The organism is Mucilaginibacter sp. L196, assembly GCF_009765905.1.
GTDB lineage: Bacteria > Bacteroidota > Bacteroidia > Sphingobacteriales > Sphingobacteriaceae > Mucilaginibacter.
This window is the reverse complement of the sequence record NZ_LMUO01000015.1, coordinates 1,150,575-1,172,882: the sequence shown is the minus strand read 5'-3', so window position 1 is coordinate 1,172,882 and position 22,308 is coordinate 1,150,575. Positions and strand designations below refer to the sequence as shown.

General features: G+C 39.3%; 18 protein-coding genes and 1 pseudogene. 15 read left to right on the top strand and 4 right to left on the bottom strand.

Annotated elements, in window-relative coordinates:
• Positions 1-50: 50 nt before the first annotated feature.
• Positions 51-287 (top strand): hypothetical protein, encoded by a 237-nt coding sequence (locus GSQ74_RS15775; protein WP_158994952.1) that lies wholly within the window; start codon positions 51-53, stop codon positions 285-287.
• A 390-nt stretch (positions 288-677) separates the two neighbouring features.
• On the opposite strand, the gene GSQ74_RS15770 is transcribed toward GSQ74_RS15775, so the two are convergent.
• From GSQ74_RS15770 to GSQ74_RS15760, 3 genes are all read right to left on the bottom strand, one after another.
• Positions 678-1,493: an SDR family oxidoreductase gene (locus GSQ74_RS15770; protein ID WP_158994950.1), complete on the bottom strand. Its 816-nt coding sequence runs from the start codon at positions 1,491-1,493 to the stop codon at positions 678-680.
• Between the two features lie 523 nt (positions 1,494-2,016).
• The gene (locus GSQ74_RS15765; protein WP_158994948.1) at positions 2,017-3,327 is read right to left on the bottom strand and encodes an SGNH/GDSL hydrolase family protein; all 1,311 of its coding nucleotides are present in this window, start codon (positions 3,325-3,327) and stop codon (positions 2,017-2,019) included.
• A gap of 15 nt (positions 3,328-3,342) precedes the next feature.
• Positions 3,343-4,569, bottom strand: coding sequence for an OmpP1/FadL family transporter (locus GSQ74_RS15760; RefSeq protein WP_158994946.1), 1,227 nt, complete (start codon positions 4,567-4,569; stop codon positions 3,343-3,345).
• Between the two features lie 210 nt (positions 4,570-4,779).
• Here GSQ74_RS15760 and GSQ74_RS15755 point away from each other — a divergent pair, with 210 nt between their 5' ends.
• The 14 genes from GSQ74_RS15755 to GSQ74_RS15690 all read left to right on the top strand — a co-directional run bounded on the left by GSQ74_RS15755 (position 4,780) and on the right by GSQ74_RS15690 (position 20,963).
• Entirely contained in the window at positions 4,780-5,667 is an 888-nt protein-coding gene (locus tag GSQ74_RS15755) for a helix-turn-helix domain-containing protein (RefSeq protein WP_158994944.1), read from the top strand.
• 248 nt (positions 5,668-5,915) lie between these two features.
• Positions 5,916-7,712, top strand: a complete 1,797-nt coding sequence (locus GSQ74_RS15750; protein ID WP_158994942.1) for an acyl-CoA dehydrogenase family protein — start codon at positions 5,916-5,918, stop codon at positions 7,710-7,712.
• Between the two features lie 97 nt (positions 7,713-7,809).
• On the top strand, positions 7,810-8,553 hold the full coding sequence (locus GSQ74_RS15745) for an electron transfer flavoprotein subunit beta/FixA family protein (RefSeq protein WP_158994940.1): 744 nt from the start codon (positions 7,810-7,812) through the stop codon (positions 8,551-8,553).
• 15 nt (positions 8,554-8,568) lie between these two features.
• Positions 8,569-9,543: an electron transfer flavoprotein subunit alpha/FixB family protein gene (locus tag GSQ74_RS15740; protein ID WP_158994938.1), complete on the top strand. Its 975-nt coding sequence runs from the start codon at positions 8,569-8,571 to the stop codon at positions 9,541-9,543.
• An 8-nt stretch (positions 9,544-9,551) separates the two neighbouring features.
• A complete protein-coding gene (locus GSQ74_RS15735) occupies positions 9,552-10,001 on the top strand; it encodes a thioesterase family protein (protein ID WP_158994936.1) in 450 nt (149 codons plus the stop codon).
• 4 nt (positions 10,002-10,005) lie between these two features.
• Positions 10,006-10,260 carry an acyl-CoA-binding protein gene (locus tag GSQ74_RS15730; protein WP_158994934.1) on the top strand — a complete coding sequence of 85 codons (255 nt, stop codon included), beginning with the start codon at positions 10,006-10,008 and terminating at the stop codon, positions 10,258-10,260.
• Positions 10,261-10,485: 225 nt separating this feature from the next.
• Entirely contained in the window at positions 10,486-10,938 is a 453-nt protein-coding gene (locus GSQ74_RS15725; protein WP_216846757.1) for a DUF2147 domain-containing protein, read from the top strand.
• Positions 10,939-10,967: 29 nt separating this feature from the next.
• Positions 10,968-13,349, top strand: coding sequence for a 3-hydroxyacyl-CoA dehydrogenase/enoyl-CoA hydratase family protein (locus GSQ74_RS15720; protein ID WP_158994932.1), 2,382 nt, complete (start codon positions 10,968-10,970; stop codon positions 13,347-13,349).
• A gap of 85 nt (positions 13,350-13,434) precedes the next feature.
• The gene (locus tag GSQ74_RS15715) at positions 13,435-14,610 is read left to right on the top strand and encodes an acetyl-CoA C-acyltransferase (protein WP_158994930.1); all 1,176 of its coding nucleotides are present in this window, start codon (positions 13,435-13,437) and stop codon (positions 14,608-14,610) included.
• A 27-nt stretch (positions 14,611-14,637) separates the two neighbouring features.
• Complete coding sequence (locus GSQ74_RS15710; protein WP_158994928.1) at positions 14,638-16,458, top strand: long-chain fatty acid--CoA ligase; 1,821 nt, start codon at positions 14,638-14,640, stop codon at positions 16,456-16,458.
• Between the two features lie 4 nt (positions 16,459-16,462).
• The gene (locus tag GSQ74_RS15705; protein WP_158994926.1) at positions 16,463-17,224 is read left to right on the top strand and encodes an enoyl-CoA hydratase/isomerase family protein; all 762 of its coding nucleotides are present in this window, start codon (positions 16,463-16,465) and stop codon (positions 17,222-17,224) included.
• A complete protein-coding gene (locus tag GSQ74_RS15700) occupies positions 17,224-18,111 on the top strand; it encodes an SDR family oxidoreductase (RefSeq protein ID WP_254060900.1) in 888 nt (295 codons plus the stop codon). The genes GSQ74_RS15705 and GSQ74_RS15700 overlap by 1 nt, the downstream gene beginning before the upstream one ends.
• A gap of 246 nt (positions 18,112-18,357) precedes the next feature.
• On the top strand, positions 18,358-19,488 hold the full coding sequence (porV, locus tag GSQ74_RS15695) for a type IX secretion system outer membrane channel protein PorV (protein ID WP_158994924.1): 1,131 nt from the start codon (positions 18,358-18,360) through the stop codon (positions 19,486-19,488).
• A 35-nt stretch (positions 19,489-19,523) separates the two neighbouring features.
• Positions 19,524-20,963 carry a TlpA family protein disulfide reductase gene (locus GSQ74_RS15690; protein WP_158994922.1) on the top strand — a complete coding sequence of 480 codons (1,440 nt, stop codon included), beginning with the start codon at positions 19,524-19,526 and terminating at the stop codon, positions 20,961-20,963.
• 420 nt (positions 20,964-21,383) lie between these two features.
• Here GSQ74_RS15690 and GSQ74_RS22930 read toward each other — a convergent pair.
• A pseudogene (locus GSQ74_RS22930) lies at positions 21,384-22,308 on the bottom strand (collagen-like protein); the annotation flags it as partial.

Below are 22,308 nucleotides of genomic sequence, written 5' to 3'. Positions count from 1 at the left end.
TTACAACAATAAGGCCATAATATGGTTTGAATATTATAATATTCAGCGGTATGGAACTATTTGAAATATCAGTAAGCTACAAAAACGAGAACCATCATTTTGAGGTACGCGATTACATGCACCATGATGGTGTGCAATGTAAATTTGAACTGTATAAACATGGATTATTTGTAGCCAGTTTTGAACCCGGCGCTCACAAACATTTGCACATTTGTAAAAATGCGGGAGTGGAGGAAGAAGAATTGCTCGACCTTGTGGCCGAGCAAATAGAATCGTATAATATTTAACGTGCTTAGCGATTGAAAAATTAATTTAATTACCGCTCGCTCCCACAGAATAGGGCTTTAAGGTATTGTTCCAAACGGGCGCATTATAGGGTATAAAAAGCTAAATTTTGGTACAAAAACGAGTCAAAAACAGACTAAAAAAGCGCTTTTTTAGTCTGTTTTATGCTAAAATGAGCACTTTTTTAGCTAAAATAAGGCCTTTTTTGTCCAAAAAAAGCTCTAAAAGAGAAGTAAAAACCGCCTTTTTAAGGCTTTTTCGGGCGTTTTTTGGGCTAAAAGTGTTTCAATTGTACCAAGTGTGTCAATTACAAATTATGGTACATCCTCAAAAAATGTGTATAACGATAAGAATCCAATCGCTAAACACATTAATATTTAAGTTAGATGTGATTATACTCCACCAAATATTGAAAATCCGCCATCCACACAGATCATTGAGCCGGTAACAAATTTCGAAGCATCACTTAACAACCAAACCAAGGCGCCTATCAACTCATCAGGGTGGCCAAAGCGTTTAAAAGGGGTTTGGTTAATCACCAGTTCGCCGCGTGGTGTGTATCCACCTTCGGGTTTGGTTAGCAGGTTGCGGTTTTGTTCAGTAAGGAAAAACCCCGGAGCAAGCGCATTCATACGAATGGCATCACCATATCGATTGGCCAGTTCAACAGCAAACCATTGGTTATAGCAATCTACCGCCGCTTTGCCTATATTATATCCTAATACCTTAGTAATAGCCCGTTTAGAGTTCATGGATGATATATTAACAATACTACCTCTACCTGTTTTAGCAATAGCATCACCAAAAACTTGTGTAGGTATTATCGTTCCCCAGGTATTTACCTCCATTACCTTTTTCATTCCGGCGATATTCATTTTAAAAATATCCTCTTCGTTTTGTAGTACGCCCTCCGGCATATTGCCACCGGCACCGTTTACTAAGCCATCAAGTCGCCCAAAAGTATCTAAAAGCTTTACTTTAGCCTTTTGAAGATCAGCTTCATCCAAAACATCGGCAACTAAAGCAACCGCTTTACCGCCGTTTTTATTGATAGCGGCCGCACGTTCTTCGGCGACTTCAGCATTTCTACCTAAAATGCCCACTGCACCACCCGCTTCAACTATGCCATTCACAAATGAGTCGCCTAATATTCCGGTACCACCGGTTACAATGATTACTTTGCCTGCTAATGAAAATTGATTTTCCAATTTTTTAGTGTTTAATAATTTAAGTTTTATTTTGATGCTTCAACCAAAATTAAGAATTGTCTTAATTAACATTATCCGGACAATTGTAAATTAGGTTTTAATCAGTTGACAGTTGTCAACTACTGCTCAAAAATATAATTGCCGGGGCCGGCATTCAAATAATAAAGGCTTATTATTTGCTACAACGTTATAGTGAAGACTAAAAAAGCAAATCGCTTTTGTGATGAATTGGGAAAAAATAGGCAGAACATTTCCATAAAAGGCTAGGTGCTCATTTAATTAATTCGCAAAGCTGAATAAGCTTAGCAAATATTCTCCAAAGCTAATCTTGTGTACAATCACAATTTCAAATTGCTCATCAATCAGTGTTGAAAATTCTGTTAGTTCTCTGCTCATGGTTGAAAAAGTTTTATATATGCAAAAATAAAGCATTTTTATACCAAAAACCAAATTGGTATTTATTTTATTAAAATAAAAAAAATAGTGCATAATTGTTATGCACTATTTTTTCAATAAATATTATTTATGGGAATTTTAATCCCTGGTAACTTGCAACGTTAGCAAGTGGAACATTTGCACTATAAGTTGTGTTAATAGCTTTTATAAATTCATTGGCTATAATGGCGTAACCGCGAGGGGTAAGGTGAACACCATCCAGTGAGAATAACCCGCCTGTGATGTATGCAGATGATAAAGAAATACCATCAATCTCTAAGCCATTCAACTGTACATTATTTAAGTAAGTATAAGCATCAAATACAGCTAACCCTCTGGCAGCGGCCTGAGTTTTAATAGTATTGTTATATGATTGCACATAATCGCGGGTTAATGCAACTTCGTTAGCGTCCAATACATATTTATTGTCAACCGGCGTATATGGTGTTAAACCATAAGGCAGCGGGCCGTAGGGAGTGCTTACAAGAGTTCCTAACATACTGGTTGGGAATGTAAGTACAATCAAATCACTGTTTGTAGCGAGCCTTGGCGCGTAGGTGGTGCCAGATACTAAGGCAGTAATATAAAGTTTAGCACCGAGTGCGGCTACTTGTGCATTTATTGCGGCAACAGTAACCGTATTAAAATAAGGTATTGAAGTAACATCAGGGATAGTAGCAACTACACCTTTTGCCCCACCTGCAGTTAATGCTTGAAGCGATGCTTCATACAGCTGCGCAAATGTTGTTTTATCGGTAAGCACATCACCTGCACCACCAGTTGTCGCGTAGCTTAATGCATCGTTATTACCTAACCAATCGGTAAAAAAGGTAAACGGTTTTGCTGTTACAAAATCAAGATAATCCGTGTTTAGTGTTGTTGTTGATCCGTCACCAGGTAGTAAGCGCTCAAAATAACCATTGTAGTTACCATATTGGGGGAAAGTAATATTTAAAAGCTTAATTCCGGGTACACCATAGTTTTCAATATCGCCGGTATATTTAGTATATAAAATTACAGGGCCAAATCCGGGTGCATTATACTCGCTCCTTATAGCAAGATCAGTAGTGACAGTATCTATTATGGGGCTTCCCGTCTTAGTAAACCCGGCTAAGGTTAAATAGCCTGAGCCGTTAGCTTGCGCCGAAGTAAATAAAGGTTGATTAAAAGCTCCACCGCCAACTTGTGCCATTTGCTTGGCCATAATTGAAGGGTAGGAGTTTAGTTGTCCATCCAGGTATAAACCTCCGTTTGAATAACCAGCAGTTAGCGAATTTCCTACGGCAATAAAGCGAGAGAAGTTAGCAGTACCCCTGCTTAAGCTTGGTGTATGAATCTCGGGTTTGCAGGCAGCTACAAATAGCAAGCCTGAAAGTATATATAATTTAAAGTTCTTCATGCTGTTATTTTTTAATTACCAGTGATAAGCCAGTGATATACCAGGGATATAAACGTTAGTTTCAAAAGTGCCCGCTAACTGGGTTTGTATGTTGGTTTGATCGCGAGACATAACATGTTCGTATTCAAATGAAAGATCAAGATCTAAATGATGAGAAAATGTATAACCTAAGCCACCCGTTACAAATGCACGGTTAGCATCAGGTGCCTCCGGCGATACAAAACCATCTTCAACCGCGGTAGTCGCGTAGCCGCCACCAAAACGTATGGCTAAATTTTTGTTGGTTTTATATTGCGCACCAGCTCTTAAGCTAAACGCATCTTTATAGTCTCGTTGCTCTACTGTGTTTTGTAAGCCAGCTGCGGTTGTTGAACCATAATTAAAGGCTAATACTTTATACACATCCCAACTGATGGCGTTGGCATCAAATGCTAAGGTCCATTGTTTATTAGGATAAAATCCAAAACCTATTGAAGTAGTAGCCGGCAATGGTATGCTTGATGAAAATGTATTGGGCTGAGGGAATTGTGCCTGTAACGATGACGGTACAGTAAATACAGCATTACCATTGTTAATAGTAGTGTTTACTTCTGAACGGTGTGTTATGCCCACAGTTACACCAACCTCGGTTACTATATATATACCAGCATTCCAGCCATAACCTTTACCGGTACCTTTAAGCTCCGCTTGTCCATCCTGCCCTGCAGAATTTGTTAACGGTATTGCCTGTGTTAAATCAACGCTACCTCTGTTATATACAAAACCACCGCCTACACTTAAAAAGTCGGCTAGTTTTATACTTAAGGTTGGTTGTATATAAATAGCTTTAAGGTTTAAGCTCTCCAGTACATACTTACCTTGCCAACTATCACCCCAGTCGGTTAAGCCCCCAAATGGTGTGTAAACGCCTAATCCAAGTTTCCAAAACGAATCTTTGGGCCCCCATGCAGCATAAAAGGTAAAAGGGGTTGCAATTTTATTTGCGGTATGATCCTGCACGTTGGTACCTTGTGGGTTAAAAGTCGATTTAAACAATAAAGGACTTATGCCACCCTGCACGTAATTTTCCGGTAGCATGGCAACCGCTCCGGGGTTGAAAAATACAGATGCTCCATCCTGGACAAGTCCGGTGCCTGTATGGCCCATACCTATTTGCTTTTCACCTTCCAGGTTTACCTGGAAACCCTGTGCAAACGAAATGACAGGCATCAGTGCGAACACTAATAGTAAGAGTTTCTTCATAATTGATATAATTGGTTTATAAAGCGCAGTTTGCTAGGTGCAAAGGCTGCATGGTTTAAAAAAATAAATTTAGCTTGGTTTAATAGTAAAAAAAGGGCTATAATGCGGAGATATTCGTCAAAAAGTCGGATAAAGGTTTTAGCCCCCATGTTTTAAGCTTTAGGTAATATGTTCTAACAAAAATAGCTATAAAATCATATATTGCAGTGCATGAATAAAAAAATTGCTCATCTAAGTCTATCTAAATTTGCAGATCTGTATGCCGACAAGCTAGTTGGGCCGGATTTTTTTATTACTGATGAAAAACAACTACTTAGCTTAAGCGAACATCCCTATCGTTCTGATGGTTACATTATAGGAATTTGTACCCGTGGCACTGCGCAAGTTGAAGTAAATCTACAAATATATGAGGCTAAAGCCGATGCCATGTTATTGGCAACCCCTTTTCATATTTTGAGGATATATAACAGTAGCGAAGATTTTTTGTGCCGTTTTATTGTATTCTCTAAAGCATTCCTGACTGAGAATAATGTTAACAGTCATTTTCTGGAATCGTTCAGTTACTTTAAAAGTGCTTCGTTGCCGGTAATTTATCCCACGCATGATGAAATCAACATGTTATTGGATATTTATATGTTGATGAAGAAAAAGTTGGATAGGGAAGAACATCCTTACCGAATGGAAATATCCAGGAGCATTTTAACATCATTATTATACGAGGTGGAATCCATTTATACCAGTCACCATGTAATGGTAAAAGGTAAGCAAACCCGGAAACAGGAATTAAATGTTTTATTCCAGGAGTTGGTTTTTCATCATTATAAAGAGCACCGCAACGTTCAATATTACGCCGATTCATTATTCGTATCATCCAAACACCTTACCGAAACCATAAAGGAAGTTACTGGCCGTACAGCGGGTGAGTGGATAGATGACGCTGTAATATTAGAAGCCAAGGTGTTATTGAGAAATCATGACATCAGCATAGCTCGAGTAGCAGAGGGCATCAATTTCCCCGACCAATCGTCGTTTGGCAAATATTTCAAAAACCACACTGGGTTATCCCCATCAGATTATCGCGTAGCAACAGCTTTGTAAAAAGAACCAAGAATTAAGAGTCAAGAATCAAGACGCAATGGTATCTTGATTCTTGACTCTTAATTCTTGGTTCTTTCCACAGTTTCTTTCCGACTTTTTGACGAATATCTCCGCATTGTAAACCTTTTAATACCACAACAACCCTTATAATTTTACCGTTAATTATAAAACCAAGAATTACAGCGGTAGTTAATTACACTGCTGCATAATTATAAACGTACAATTACATCCTTAAAAATTAATTTTTTATGAATGATACTGAAGCTGTAAAGGCTATAAAAGGTGGCGAGTTCCTGATCAGGGAAACCCCTGCAGAATCTGTTTTTATTCCTGAGGAATGGAATGAAGAGCAATTAATGATTGCTGAAACATGCACCAATTTTTTGGCACAACACGTAACCCCAAACTTAGCGCGTATTGATGAGCAGGAAGAGGGCTTAATGCCACATTTAATGGATGAAGCCGGTGCTTTAGGCTTGTTAAGTATATCTATACCTGAAGAATATGGTGGCTTTGGTAAAGATTTTAAAACATCCATGTTGGTTACCGAAAAATTAGGCGCAGGTCATTCATTTTCGGTGGCATTTTCAGCCCACACAGGTATAGGTACGCTGCCAATATTATATTATGGTACTGAAGAACAAAAAGCGAAATATATTCCTAAACTGGCCAGCGGCGAGTGGAAGGGTGCGTATTGCTTAACCGAACCAAGTTCAGGATCTGACGCAAACTCAGGTAAAGCACGTGCTAAACTTACCGAGGATGGTAAACATTACCTGCTTAACGGACAGAAAATGTGGATCACCAATGCGGGTTTTGCTGATATATTTACAGTTTTCGCTAAAATCGATAATGATGAAAATTTAAGCGCTTTTATTGTTGAAAAGACTTTTGAGGGAATAACCTTAAATCCAGAAGAACACAAAATGGGCATAAAAGGTAGCTCTACCCGTCAGGTGTTTTTTAACGATTGTAAAGTGCCTGTTGAAAACCTATTATCTGAACGCCAGAATGGATTTAAAATAGCCGTTAACATATTAAATCTTGGCCGTATTAAGTTAGGTGGTGGTACCATTGGCGCAAGTAAAGAAGTAATTAGCACAGCTATAAACTATGCTAATGAGCGTGAACAATTTGGCAGGCCGATTTCAAAATATGGTGCTATCCGTTATAAAATAGCTGAACAAGCTATAAAAACTTATACATCAGAATCTGCTGCGTATCGTGCCAGCGAAAACATGGAAGAAGCCACTGCGCATTTGATTGAAACCGGTATGGATCCAATTAAAGCTAAATTAAAAGGCACAGAGCAATATGCTATCGAGGCGGCAATAATCAAAGTAAATGCATCCGAAACATTGAATTATGTAGTTGATGAAGGTGTGCAAATATACGGAGGTATGGGCTATAGCGCAGAAGCGCCAATGGATAGATCATACCGTGATTCACGTATTAATAGAATATTCGAGGGGACTAACGAAATCAATCGCATGTTAACCGTTGATATGATGTTGAAACGCGCCATGAAAGGTGAACTTGATTTAATGGGACCCGCACAAAAAGTTGCCGGTGAGTTAATGAGTATCCCTGATTTTGGTGGATCGGACGAAGAAACACTGTTCTCGAAAGAGAAAAAATATATCGCTGGATTTAAAAAGGCGGTTTTAATGGTTGCAGGTTCGGCAGTACAAAAACTAATGCAACAATTAGGTAAAGAACAGGAAGTTTTGATGAACTTAGCTGATATGCTGATTGAATTGTATGTAGCTGAGTCGACCCAATTACGTGTTGAAAAATTAGTTGGTATACGTGGCGAAGAAGCTTGCAAAGAACAATTGGATATTATGCGTGTTTATATTAACGACGCAGCCGAAAAGATCTTCAAATCCGGTAAAGAAGCCATAAATTCGTTTGCCGATGGCGATGAACGCCGGATGATGATGATGGGTTTAAAACGCTTCACCAAAACCGAAGATTTTAATACCACACAGGCCCGCAGAAACATCGCCGCTAAATTAATAGAAGAGAATAAATATTGTTTTTAATGTTGTTTTACCCTCTTTCCGCGCAGCGAAGAGAGGGTGATCCAGCGAAGCACAGATCGGGTGAGTAAATTCGACGAAATACAAATATACATCTAACATGAAAATACTAGTGTGCATAAGCCAGGTGCCGGATACCAGCACTAAAATTATGCTAAAAGACAACGATACCGCTGTAAATACACAGGGTACAACTTACATTATTAACCCTTACGATGAGTGGTACGCTTTAATTCGCGCACTCGAGCTGAAAGAAAGTGGAGTTGCTACCGACGTGCATCTAATAACTGTTGGCAAAGCCGATACAGAGCCTGTTATCCGCAAAGCATTAGCTTTAGGTGGCGATCAGGCGGTACGTATTGATGCTGATAGCATTGATCCTTACCAAACAGCTAACTACATTGCTGACTATGCTAAAACAGTAGGATACGATTTGGTTTTATGTGGTAAGGAATCAATAGATTATAATAATGGTTCAGTAGGGGTAATGATTGCTGAATTATTGGACGCCGATTATATCGGTTTTGCAACAAATATTGAGGTTGAAGGAACTACGGCAACCGTAAAACGTGAAATTGAAGGTGGTGAAGAAACCGATTTGGTTAACTTTCCTGTGGTAATCGCTTGCCAAAAAGGCGTTGCCGAAGCCCGTATACCCAATATGCGCGGAATTATGGCAGCACGTACCAAACCATTAAATGTGATTGCACCAACCGCAGGCGCTGCTGTAACTACTATTTTATCTTACGAGATGCCTCCTGCAAAAGCAGGTGTTAAAATGATTAGTCCGGATAATATGGACGAACTGGTTGAGTTGTTACATTCTGAAGCAAAAGTTATTTAATTAAAACCTGAAAACATGTCTGTATTAGTATTGGTGGAACACACCGATGGAAACATAAAAAAGAAAAGCTTTGAAGCAGTGCAATACGCTGCTGAAATAGCTAAAAAAATAAATACAACTGCTACCGCTTTAGTTTTAGGAACTATTGCTGATAGTGAACTTGAAAACCTTGGTACATATGGTGTACAAAAAGTATTACATGTTGCCGATAAAAAGCTAGACGAATTACATGCCCGTGCCTATGCCTCAGCATTAATTGCTGCGGCTCAAAAGGAGGGAAGTAAGATTATTATTGCCTTACACGATATTAATGGCAAAGCAGTAGCACCACGTGTAGCTGTAAAATTGAAAGCAGGTTTAGTATCAGGTGCATTATCTTATCCTGATCTGGATAAAGGCTTTGTGCTTAAAAAAGCTGTATTCTCCGGTAAAGCATTTGCTTTTGTTAATATCACCAGTGATGTTAAAGTAATTACTTTAATGGCAAATTCGTTTCCATTAGCGCCCGGTAGCGGAAAAGCATCAATTGAAAAGTTGGACGTAACTTTTGGCGATAAAGATTTCGGCATAAAAGTAAAATCGGTAGATAAAGTAACCGGCGAAGTATCACTTGTTGATGCAGAGTTGGTGGTATCTGGTGGCCGTGGCATGAAAGGCCCTGAAAACTGGGGGCTGATTGAAGATCTGGCTAAACAATTAGGCGCTGCAACAGCATGTTCTCGTCCGGTAGCGGATGCCGGTTGGAGGCCTCATCACGAGCACGTAGGTCAAACAGGGGGCACCATTCGTCCTAATTTATACATAGCAGTAGGTATATCGGGTGCTATCCAGCATTTGGCCGGTGTTAACGGTTCTAAAGTAATCGTTGTCATCAACAAAGATCCAGAAGCGCCATTTTTTAAAGCGGCAAATTACGGTGTAGTTGGTGATGCGATGGAAATTTTGCCTAAGCTTACCGAAGCCGTTAAAAAATTCAAACAACATAAATAAAATACGTTATGAATGTGTTTTATGAGGGCCAGGTTTTATGGTCGCAGATTGATGCCAACCAGCATATGCGACACTCTGCATATGCTGACTTTGGCGCACAAGCCAGGTTAACCATGATGGAAAGCTTGGGCCTGGATCTTAAAGCATTATTAAAACACAACATTGGCCCGGTTTTATTCAGGGAAGAGCTGTTTTACACACGTGAAGTGGGTATCAACGAACGCATTAAGGTATCCTGCGAACTAATAAAATCACGTGTTGATGGTTCAAGATGGACAATGCGCCACGAGATATTTCGTAGCGATGGCATAAAAGCAGCCACCATAATTGTCGAAGGCGCCTGGATCGACCTTGAAAAAAGAAAACTTGCTGCCCTACCTGCCGAATTAATGGAGCATTTCATGAATTCACCCAAAGGCCATGATTACATGGAGGAACAGGCAAAACCCCAAAACTAACACAATGGAATTGAAGGAGAATTTTGATAAAGCGGTAATTGAAAGCAAACAAATTTCATCACGACCGGATAATGAAACATTATTGCAGTTATACAGCCTATACAAACAAGCTACCGAAGGTGATATTAATAGTGACCCGCCGGGGATGTTTGACTTTGTAGCCAAAGCAAAATATGATGCCTGGACAAAACTAAAAGGCACATCTGCCGATGACGCAATGCACCAATACATCGCCGTAGTAGACGGTTTGAAGAGCTAAGGCCAAACTATCCGTAATTTTGACAAATCTTTCCGCCATTTAGCCCTTTGTATTTGGCTTTGTAAAAGGATATTTGTTATAAGTAAACCAATACTAAACTTATTAACTATCGACTGATTTTTATTCGCCTTTAATCAGGAGTATTCCGTTTTGGTTATGTTTTGCATACCTTGTTGGTGTATTCCTGGTAACCGAATTTATTAACCGATATTAATCTTTACAAACATGTCAGTACACAAAAAGTATCTCATTCGCCTAATGGTTTTAGTATTAGCCATTACATCAATCAGTCTTTCTGCCAAAGCTCAAGCCGACAAAATTGAAGGTCTTTGGTATAACGATGTAAAAAGTGGTAAAATACTTATCTACAAACAACCTAATGGCAAGTTTTATGGCAAAGTGGTTTGGCTTCGGGAACCGCTTAAAAATGGCAAACCCAAGGTTGATGAATTAAACCAGGATGAAAAACTTCGTAGCCGACCAAGATTAGGTTTGCCTGTACTGGCAGATTTTGTAAAAGATGGAGACGAAAAATACACCGACGGAACAATTTATGATCCAAACAATGGTAAAACATACTCTTGTACAATTACTTACAAAGGTAAAACACTGGCCATACGCGGCTATATAGGTATTTCACTTTTCGGCAGGACAACTACCTGGTCAAGAGTTGAATAAGAACTTTAATTAAATAAAAAGCACATATAATGGATGCTAAACGAATTATAAAAAAGGTTGCCGTTCTTGGGTCGGGCGTTATGGGCAGCAGGATTGCCTGTCATTTCGCCAACATTGGCCTGCAAGTATTGTTGCTGGATATTGTACCCAAAGATGCACCTGTAGGTGACAAAAAAGCCAGGAATAAAATTGTGGATGATGCGCTTGCCTTCGCTTTGAAATCAAATCCATCGCCAATCTATCTTAAATCATTTGCAAAGCGTATTACGACCGGCAATTTCGAAGATGATATGTCCAAAATTGGGGACTGTGATTGGGTGATAGAGGTTGTAGTTGAACGTTTAGATATCAAACAAAAAGTATTCGAAACGGTTGAGAAATATCGCAAACCGGGCACGTTGATCACCTCAAATACTTCAGGTATCCCAATTCATTTAATGACGAAGGGCAGAAGCGATGATTTTAAAAAGCATTTCTGCGGAACACACTTTTTTAATCCGCCACGCTATCTGAAACTGTTGGAAATCATTCCGACAAAAGATACCTTAAACAGTGTGGTTGATTTTCTGATGTTGTATGGTGAGAAATACCTGGGCAAAACCACGGTATTAGCTAAAGATACCCCTGCATTTATCGGTAATCGTATCGGTGTCTTCAGTATTATGAGTGTTTTGCATTATGTTGATAAAACAGGCATGACAATTGAAGAAGTTGATAAATTGACCGGTCCTGTAATTGGTCACCCAAAATCAGCAACATTCCGTACCAATGATGTGGTTGGATTAGATACAATGGTACATGTTGCCAATGGATTAGCAGAAAATGCACCTAATGATGAAGCAAAAGAGCTATTTCAAATCCCTGAGTTTGTAACCGGCATGGTTAAAAACAACTGGTTGGGTAGCAAAACTGGTCAGGGTTTTTATAAAAAAGAAAAAGTAAACGGCGTTAACCAGTTTTTCGCCCTTGATTTGAAGACACTGGAATACAAACCATCACAAAAGGTAAAATTCGCATCATTAGAAACCACAAAAACTATTGATAGTTTAAAAGATCGCCTTAAAATATTATTTGCAGCTAAAGATAAAGCAGGTGACTTTTATCGTTCAACTTTTTACCAATTGTTTGCTTACTCAAGCAATCGTATTCCTGAAATTTCAGACGAACTTTATAAAATAGATGCCGCCATGAATGCCGGTTTCGGCTGGGAAATGGGGCCATTTGAAAAATGGGATGCATTGGGCGTTGCCGATACCGTAAAAGCGATGGAAGCTTTAGGCTATAAACCAGCGCAATGGGTTTATGATATGCTTGCAGCAGGTATCCAAAGCTTTTATAAAGTGGAGAACGGCAAACGTTTGTATTACGATATTCCATCAAAGAGCTACAAAATAATCCCGGGTACCGAGCAATTTATATTGCTGGATAATATTCGCCCAACGCATACCATTTGGAAAAACAGCGGTACTACCATAACTGATATTGGTGATGGCATCATCAACCTGGAATTCCATACCAAAATGAATACCATTGGCGGTGAAGTAATTGAAGGAATTAACAAAGCTATTACGCTTGCAGAAGCCAGTTATAAAGGCTTAGTGATCTCTAACGAAGGCGCTAATTTTAGCGCGGGCGCTAACGTAGGCATGATATTCATGCTGGCAGTTGATCAGGAGTTTGATGAATTGAATATGGTGATCAAGGCGTTCCAAAATACGATGATGCGGGTTCGTTACTCATCAATCCCGGTTGTTGTGGCGCCACATCAAATGGCTTTAGGCGGTGGTTGTGAAATATGTTTGCATGCCGATAAGGTAGTTGCTCATGCTGAACTATATATGGGTTTAGTTGAGTTTGGTGTTGGATTGATCCCGGGCGGCGGCGGTACCAAGGAGTTTGCTTTGAGGTTATCCGACGAATTACAGGACGGCGATATCGAAACGAATAATTTCCGTGATAGGTTCTTGACTATTGGTCAGGCAAAGGTATCCACATCAGCCTATGAAGCTTTTGAATACGGTTACCTTAAAAAAGGCCATGATGTAGTTGTTGTATCGCAAAATCGTTTATTAGCCGAAGCCAAACAACATTGTCTACAATTGGCTGATAAGGGCTATGTACAACCTGTCCCGCGTAAAGATATTAAGGTGTTAGGCAAACAAGCTTTGGGCTTAGGTTATGTAGGCGCAAACACTATGTACAGTGGCAATTATATCAGCGAGCATGATGTGAAGATCTCTCAAAAACTGGCTTACGTAATGGCAGGTGGCGATTTATCGCAACCAAACCTTGTAAGCGAAGACTATCTGTTAGGGTTGGAAAGAGAAGCTTTTGTATCGCTTTGTACCGAACGTAAAACTTTGGAGCGTATACAATCAATATTAACAGGTGGTAAAGTATTAAGAAACTAATTATAGTATCAAGTAGTTAGTATCAGGTATCAAGTTTTTTTTTATGTCTTGATACTTGATACTCGCTACTAAAATCTAAAAAATTATGAACGCATATATAGTGGCAGCAAGCCGCAGCGCAGTAGGGAAGGCAACTCGTGGTGGTTTTAGATTTACTCGACCGGATACGCTTGCCGCGGATGTTATTAAGCATTTGATGGCATCAGTACCTAACGTGGATAAAGACCAAATTGAGGATGTTATTGTAGGTAACGCTACACCCGAAGCGGAACAAGGTTTAAACGTGGCCCGGTTAATATCATTAATGGCACTAGATACTGATAAAGTACCCGGGATGACCGTGAACAGATATTGTGCTTCTGGATTAGAAACCATTGCTATCGCGTCAGCGAAAATACATGCCGGTATATCCGATTGTATTATTGCCGGTGGGGTTGAAAGCATGAGTTTACTACCTATGGGTGGCTGGCGTATCGTTCCAAATGCAGATGTTGCATTGGCTCATCCTGATTATTACTGGGGCATGGGCTTAACAGCCGAAGCTGTTGCGAAAGAATATAACGTCAGTCGCGAAGAACAGGATCAGTTTGCTTACAATTCACATCAAAAAGCCATTAAGGCAATTACATCCGGCAGGTTTAAAGATGAAATTGTACCCGTGAATATTACCGAGATTTATGTTGACGAAAGCGGCAAGAAAAAGAAAAGGGATTTCAAAATAGATACGGACGAAGGTCCACGTGCTGATACTTCTATTGACGCATTGTCAAAATTAAAACCGGTATTTGATGCTAAGGGTGTAGTTACCGCAGGTAATTCATCCCAAACCAGCGATGGTGCAGCTTTTGTAATGGTGGTTAGCGAGCGTTTCATGAAACAAAACAACCTTAACCCAATTGCTCGTTTGGTTGATTATGCGGTTGTTGGTGTGCCTCCACGTATTATGGGAATCGGGCCGCTTTATGCTATCCCAAAGGTGTTGGAGAAATCAGGCATTAAACAAGAAGAAATTGATCTGTTCGAGTTGAATGAGGCTTTTGCTTCGCAATCGCTGGCAGTAATAAAAGGCCTAAATCTTAATCCCGACTTGATCAACGTAAATGGAGGAGCTATTGCACTGGGCCACCCACTTGGTTGCAGCGGCGCGAAGCTTTCTGTACAGCTTTTTAATGAATTGAAGAAACGGGATAAAAAGTATGGCATGGTAACCATGTGTGTGGGTACAGGCCAGGGCGCAGCCGGAATATTTGAAATGTTATAATATATAAGCCGATAAAACGATAGCAAGATGGAAAAAGCGACAAGATTATTTGATTGCATGGCGATACAGGCCAACCAGCCGCGTGCCGATTTTTTAATTGCGAAGGAAAACGGCAACTGGCACACGTACAGTACACAAGACGTGCATACTATGATTTATCAACTAGCTATCTCTTTGATGGACATGGGGATATCTGCGGGTGACGGTACTAATGAGGGTAGAGACAAAGTTGGACTTATTGGCAACGGCCGACCTGAATGGGTAATAGTTGATTTGGCTGTGCAACTAACGGGTGCGGTTTTAGTTCCGCTGTATCCTAACACCAGCACCAAGGAAATTGAACAAATACTAAGCGAAGCAGAAGTAAAACTAATGTTTGTTAGTAATGATGAGCTATGCGGTAAGATAGGGCAGGTGAAAGCTAATTTACCTTCATTAAAAGGTGTTTATTCTTTTGATCAGGTAGAGGGTTGCATTAATTGGCGTACTTTATTAAAACCACTAACAGATAATCATCAGCAAAGAATAAAAGACACGAGCAGTAAAATAACAGAGAATGATTTAGCGACCATAATCTATACCTCAGGCACCACAGGTAGGCCAAAGGGGGTGATGTTAAGCCATAAAAATATTCTGAGTAATGTTTTTGATTCAGGCGATATACTTGCAGAAGTTCCAATTACAGATAAACGCGCTTTTAGTTTCTTGCCACTGAATCATATTTTCGAGAAAATGTGTACCTACATTTATCTTTTTTATGGTTTTTCCATTTCTTATGCCGAAAGTATAGAAACGATCGGTGCTAATATTCGCGATGTTAAACCATCTATTTTTACTTCAGTACCACGTTTGCTCGAAAAGATATTTGAACGAATTATGGCTGAAGGTCAAAAACTTACCGGCGCTAAGAAAAAGATATTCTTATGGTCGGTTAAATTGGCAGAGCAATTTGAATTAACAGGCAATAGCCCCTGGTACAAACTTAAACTAGCAATTGCCGACAAACTGGTTTATAGCAAATGGCGCGCAGCTATGGGGGGTAATGTTAAAGCTATTGTGGTTGGTAGTTCGGCTACACAAATTAAACTCGAAAAAATATTTACAGCATCAGGCATGGTAGTTTTAGAAGGCTATGGACTTACTGAAACGTCGCCTGTAATCACAGTAAATCATTACAACATATCAGGCAGGAAATTTGGCACAGTAGGGACATTATTAAATAGTGTAGAAGTTAAAATCGCTACCGATGGGGAAATATTATGCAAAGGGCCAAACATAATGCTCGGCTACTATAAGAACCAGGAATTAACTGCCGAGGTTATACAGGATGGTTGGTTTTATACAGGCGATATCGGCGAACTAGACGCCAATGGTTTCCTTAAAATTACGGATCGTAAGAAGGAGATTTTCAAAACATCCGGTGGTAAATACGTAGCACCTTTACCAATTGAAAATAAGATGAAAGAGAATCATTTTATTGAACAAATGATGGTAGTTGGGGCTGGTAAAAAGTTTACGGCTGCCCTTATTGTTCCTTCATATACCAATCTTTTACCGTGGTGCAAACAAAATGATATACCGTTCACCACTCATGATGAGTTGATCAAAGATAAAAGGGTAATCGCTTTATATCAAAAAGCTATAGATGCTTTTAACCCTGAATTTAACCATGTTGAACAGGTTAAGAAGATTACATTACTACCTAATGAATGGTCGATAGATAGCGGCGAGCTCACACCAACCGGTAAGATGAAACGCAAGGTTATTATGGAGAAATACGATGCTGAAATTGAAAAAATGTATGCGGATGAGACATATGAAAATCCCTCATTAGTAACATCTAACTAATATTATGAGTACATTTCAAATTATCACCAGTAACGGATTGGCAACGCTCACTTTAGATAGAGGCCGTTCCAATCCTATTAATCATCAAATGGTTAAGGAACTGGTTGCTTGCATCACGCAATTAAATGACGATGATAATGTAGGTGGATTAATCATCACCGGTAAACCCGGTTTTTTTTCATCGGGTATAGATTTGATCGAAGCTTATGATTATGATGAAGAACAGATAAAACAATTCTGGATAGATTTTTTAGCGCTACCCGGCGCGTTATCTGCATTCAAAAAACCGTTGATCGCTGCTATAAATGGTCATAGCCCGGCAGGTGGGTGTGTTATTGCTTTATGCTGCGATTATAGAGTGATGGTTGAAGGACAATTTATTATTGGCCTAAATGAAATACCAGTTGGTATTATAGTACCTGATGGTATTTTTAAGTTATATTCAGCTTGTGTTGGCGAGCGAAGAGCCTACCAATATATACTTGAGGGCAAATTGTTAAATCCAATGGAAGCACATAGCGCAGGGTTGATAGATGAAATCTGTACGGAAGAAAATCTACAATATGTAGCTGAGAAAAAGGCAAGAGCATTAATGCAATTTAACCCCGTTACCTGGAGCACAAGTAAAATAAATTTGCGAGCAGCGCTAATAAATCAGTTAAAACAAGATCAATCAGAAACATTAAATATAATGCTTAAACAATGGTGGGCACCTGAAACCAGAAAGGGCTTGCAAATGATGATTGAAAAATTAAAATCCAAATAATGAACGAGAATACAGCCACGGCATATCAGGGTATGTTAAGAGACGATGCCTTGAAAGGTAAAACGATAATTATAACTGGTGGCGGTACTGGCCTTGGTCGTTCAATGGGCACTTACTTCTTAAAGCTAGGGGCTAATCTGGTTATTACCAGTCGCAAATTGGATGTATTGAAACAAGCTGCCGATGAAATGGAGGCAGAAACAGGCGGAAAGGTAATTGCAGTGGCTTGCGACGTCCGTAAGTATGACGAAGTAGAAAATATGCTTAAACAAGCCATTGATACTTTCGGAAGAGTAGATGCACTGATGAACAATGCAGCCGGTAATTTCATTTCTCCAACAGAAAGGTTATCATCAAATGCGTTTTCAGCGGTAATTGATATTGTTTTAAAAGGATCGGCCAACTGCTCACTCGCTTTAGGTAAATATTGGATAGGAGAGAAAATACCCGGGAATATTTTAAATATCGTGACCACCTATGCCTTCACGGGTTCGGCTTATGTGGTGCCATCAGCCTGCGCTAAAGGTGGGGTATTGGCTATGACCCGCTCGTTGGCCGTTGAATGGGGTAGGCATGGTATCAGAACCAATGCCATAGCTCCGGGCCCGTTTCCAACGAAAGGCGCATGGGAGCGTTTATTACCAGGAGATATGGCTAAGAAGTTCGATTTTAAAAATAGGGTACCGTTAAAAAGGGTAGGAGAACATCAGGAACTTGCAAATCTTGCTGCTTTCTTGGTGTCTGATTTTTCGGGCTATATTAACGGGGAAGTTATAACCATTGATGGCGGCGAATGGTTGCATGGTGCCGGTCAGTTTAGTGCGCTGGAAATGGTTCCTGATGAAATGTGGGATAGTATAGAGCAGGCCACCCGTAAGGCTAATTAAACGGTCTATTTTCTAAGCAACATATAGCCTAACCTATTGGGCATGAATACTTTTTGCATATGATAGGATTCGACTACATTATTTATGGTTACAATATTTATCGCAAAAAAATGCTTTAAATTAGGAATTATCTATATAACCATTTATCTTTAATAAATTTTTATTAGTATTAATAAAAGCACTATTTATTTGTGTTTTTATATACTTATGATTTTGTATATCACTAACCTTATCACAGTTTCTAATATGGTAAAATATTTACTTTTATTTTCCTTCTTATTGGGTTGTTCTGTTTTTGTTAAAGCACAAAATACTGCAGTAAACATAAATGGAAGCAAAGGAAATGCCATTACAACAGCAGTCCCATTTTTAGATATTACACCTGATGCCCGTTCTGGTGGCATAGGTGAAGCAGGAGTAGCCATATCTCCAGATGCCAGCGCTACTTTTTGGAACCCATCAAAATTAGCTTTTGTAACTGAAAGTAGCGATATTTCATTATCGTATACCCCCTGGATGCGGCAATTAACTCCTGATATAAATTTAGGTTACTTAAGCTACTACAAAAAGCTTGATGATCGTAATACTATAGCCGCATCTATGCGCTATTTTAACTTAGGCAATGTTGATGGTTATGATAATAATTTTAATTCATTAGGTACTCTACACCCCAACGAATATTCATTTGACGTTTCATTGGCCCGTAAATTTGGCGAAGGTTTTTCACTTGGATTAACCGCGCGTTATATTCATTCTGATCTGACTCAAGGGGCGGGCGGTAATCAGGCATCGGCAGCCAATGGTTTTGCAGCGGATGCTTCAATGTATTACAGATCTACAAGTAATTTTGCATTTGGTGTTGATATATCTAACATCGGTACAAAAATGAGTTACTCTATTGGTCAGCCGTCTTACTTTTTACCAACTAATTTAAAAATTGGTGCTGCACAAACGGTGGATATGGATGATCTTAATAAAATAACTTTTACGGTTGATTTAAATAAACTGTTGGTTCCTACGCCACATACTTACACCGTAAATGGGACGACTACAACCGACAATGGCCAGGATGTGTCAATTGTAAATGGTATTTTCGAATCATTCAGCGATGCTCCGGGTGGCTTTAAAGAAGAATTGCAGGAAATAAGCGTTTCACCAGGTGTGGAATACTGGTATAACAAACAACTTGCTTTAAGGGCCGGTTATCTGTATGAAAATCCTAATAAAGGCGATAGGCATTACCTTACATTGGGTGTTGGTTATCGCTTTGATAACCTTGGGCTTGATTTTTCATATGTTGCAGCCAGCGAACAATCAACTCCTTTAGCAGGTGGGGTTCGTTTTTCCTTAAATTATAGTTTCGGGTCAATTAAGTAATAAAATATACTTTTAGAGCGCTTTGTGTTTGTGGTATGAAAATATATTTGCTTTTTCTTTGTTTATCGATATATACAACTTCCGTATTCTGCCAAACAAAACCAACTCATAATATTAGCGTAAAAATTACTCCCTACGTAAATTGTGATATTTATTTAGGCGCATATTATGGAAATAAACAAACTATTGTTGATACTGCTCATCTTAATGAAAAAAGTGAAGGACACTTCAAAAACAAATATCAATTGACAGATGGGTTGTATTTTGTAGTTTCTCCGGATAAAAAAATGCTTTTTGATTTCTTAATGACCGATGGCCAGCAATTTGAGATTATTGCTGATACCGCCAATCGTAATGATGTTAAGTTTACAGGGTCGCCAGATAATGATCTTTTAAAAGATTACTCACAAAAAACTACAGCAATAATAAAGGAGAATGCATTTTTAGTATCAACTTATAAAACTGCAAAAACAAGGGCAGATAGTATATTGATAAGTGATAAGCAGCAATTAAGTAATGCAAAACTGGATAAACTGAAGGATTCAATTATTAGAGTCGCACCAAAATCTGTAACCGCACTTTTGTTAACCTTGGGTAAACAAGTTAAATTACCAAAGGGAAACATACTTAAAACAAAGCAAGATACCTTAAATGCGGTACAGTTTATGAGGAAGCATTATTGGGATGATGTCCCTTTTAATGATGATCGGTTATTATATACACCATTTTTTGAAAATAAGATCGACACTTATTATAAATATTACGTTTCGCCGGTATCCGACTCTGTTATTAATGCATTACAGTATATGTTGCTTTATGCGCGTACAGGGAAAGAGATGTATCCTTACTTGTTGTTAAAGTTTACTAATCAATACTTCAATCCACAGCATGCCGGGCAGAATAAGGTGTTATTGTATCTTTTTAATAATTTTTTTCTTAGAGGTGATACTACCTTACTAAATCCAGCAGCAAAAAAAATGCTGTTTGACAGAGTCTATCAACTAATGGCAAACGAGGTAGGAGATAAGACCCCGCCACTTGATATGACAGATATTAACGGAAAACCGGCATCTCTTTATAATATTTCATCCCCTTATACTTTAATTGTTTTTTGGGATCCGACATGTCCGCATTGTCAAAAAGAATTACCACGTATAGATAGTATTTACCGGGCAAAGTGGAAGGCATTGGGTGTTAAGATTTATTGTATGAATGTTAACGGTGGATTGATTAATGAAATGAAAAATTATGTAAATAATAAGCACTTTAATAACGATTGGATATTCGCATATCAAACCGACGAGGCTCAACAAGCAATAGCCAAACAAGGTGTACCTAACTATCTACAGTTATATGATATTGCCGATATTCCAACACTATACTTGCTCGATGCCGAGAAGCATATTATCGCTAAAGATCTAAATATAGACCAGTTGGATCAGCTAATAGGACTGAAATCTAAAGCTGGCAAATAATTAGGTAAACTATTTTGTTGTTGTGATTTGCAGTCAACTTCCAAACATAGCAGGGCAAAGTGTGCTTTAATTCGTTATGATAAAGCGTTGTCATTTAACTAACCTAATCAGGTGATGAAGTTTTCTTCCAACACGGCGAAACATTACGCTACGCTCCTGCCAAAAACTATTACCTGAAACCGCTTTTCTTACCTTTGTGCGCGATCTTTACATTAATTGTAACGTGTCAGCGGCTATTAATCCTAAAACTTTAACTACTAATTTAATAGGCTATAGTTTGGGCTTTGAGCCTGATCTTTACTTCTGACAATAGGATCAAATATTTTTTAATGTACGTATTTAACTAATCTAAGACGATAATACCTTAAACAAAAACGGCCATCATAATATTATGATGCCGTTTTTGTTATTAGATTTTTATTATTGACACGAGAAAGATGTGGTAAATACTACCCCAACAGTAGCCGTTGTACCGCCATAATTTAAGGTTAGTAATGTACCAGATGTTACAATTCCTCCATCAATAGTACATTGAGGAGTTCCACTTGAAGTTGAACAACTACCAGTTGCGGGCGCATCACCCTTTGCAACAACATAGGCTGATTGTGCGGGAGCAACACCACCCGCAACACCACCTGTTGCATATGGTGCCTTTTCAAGTGTCCATGTTATAGTATTAGGAGTATAAATAGTTATATAAGCATGACAGCCGGCTGTGGTGGGTACTAAAGCTGCACCTCCGCCGGTTGTAAAACTCCCGACTAATACACCATTACCACTTGCAAGTGGATTAAAATAAAGTTGTCCACCAGCTCCTACTCCATGTGTAGCAATAGTATATTGTATACCGCTAATTGTAGAAGCTGTCCCTGCACTACCGGCTGCACCTGTAGCACCTACGGCACCCGTAGATCCCGTTGTTCCAGTAACCCCGGTTACACCTTGTTGGCCGGTAACTCCAATAGCACCTTGAGCACCAGTATTACCAGTCGCGCCTGTAATTCCAGTTGTACCGGTAATACCTTGAGCGCCGACATTGCCAGTTGCACCAGTAACTCCCGTTACACCCTGTAATCCAACAGCTCCTGTAGCCCCCGTCGATCCTGTAACACCAGTTACACCTTGTGCTCCAGTAACCCCAATATTACCGGTGGCGCCAGTTGTGCCTTGAATGCCCTGTATTCCTTGAGCACCTGTTATTCCCGTTACACCTTGCGCACCAGTAGCCCCGATATTACCAGTAGCACCAGTTATGCCTTGAATGCCCTGTATTCCTTGAGCACCTGTTATTCCCGTTACACCTTGCGCACCAGTAGCCCCGATATTACCAGTAGCACCTGTAATG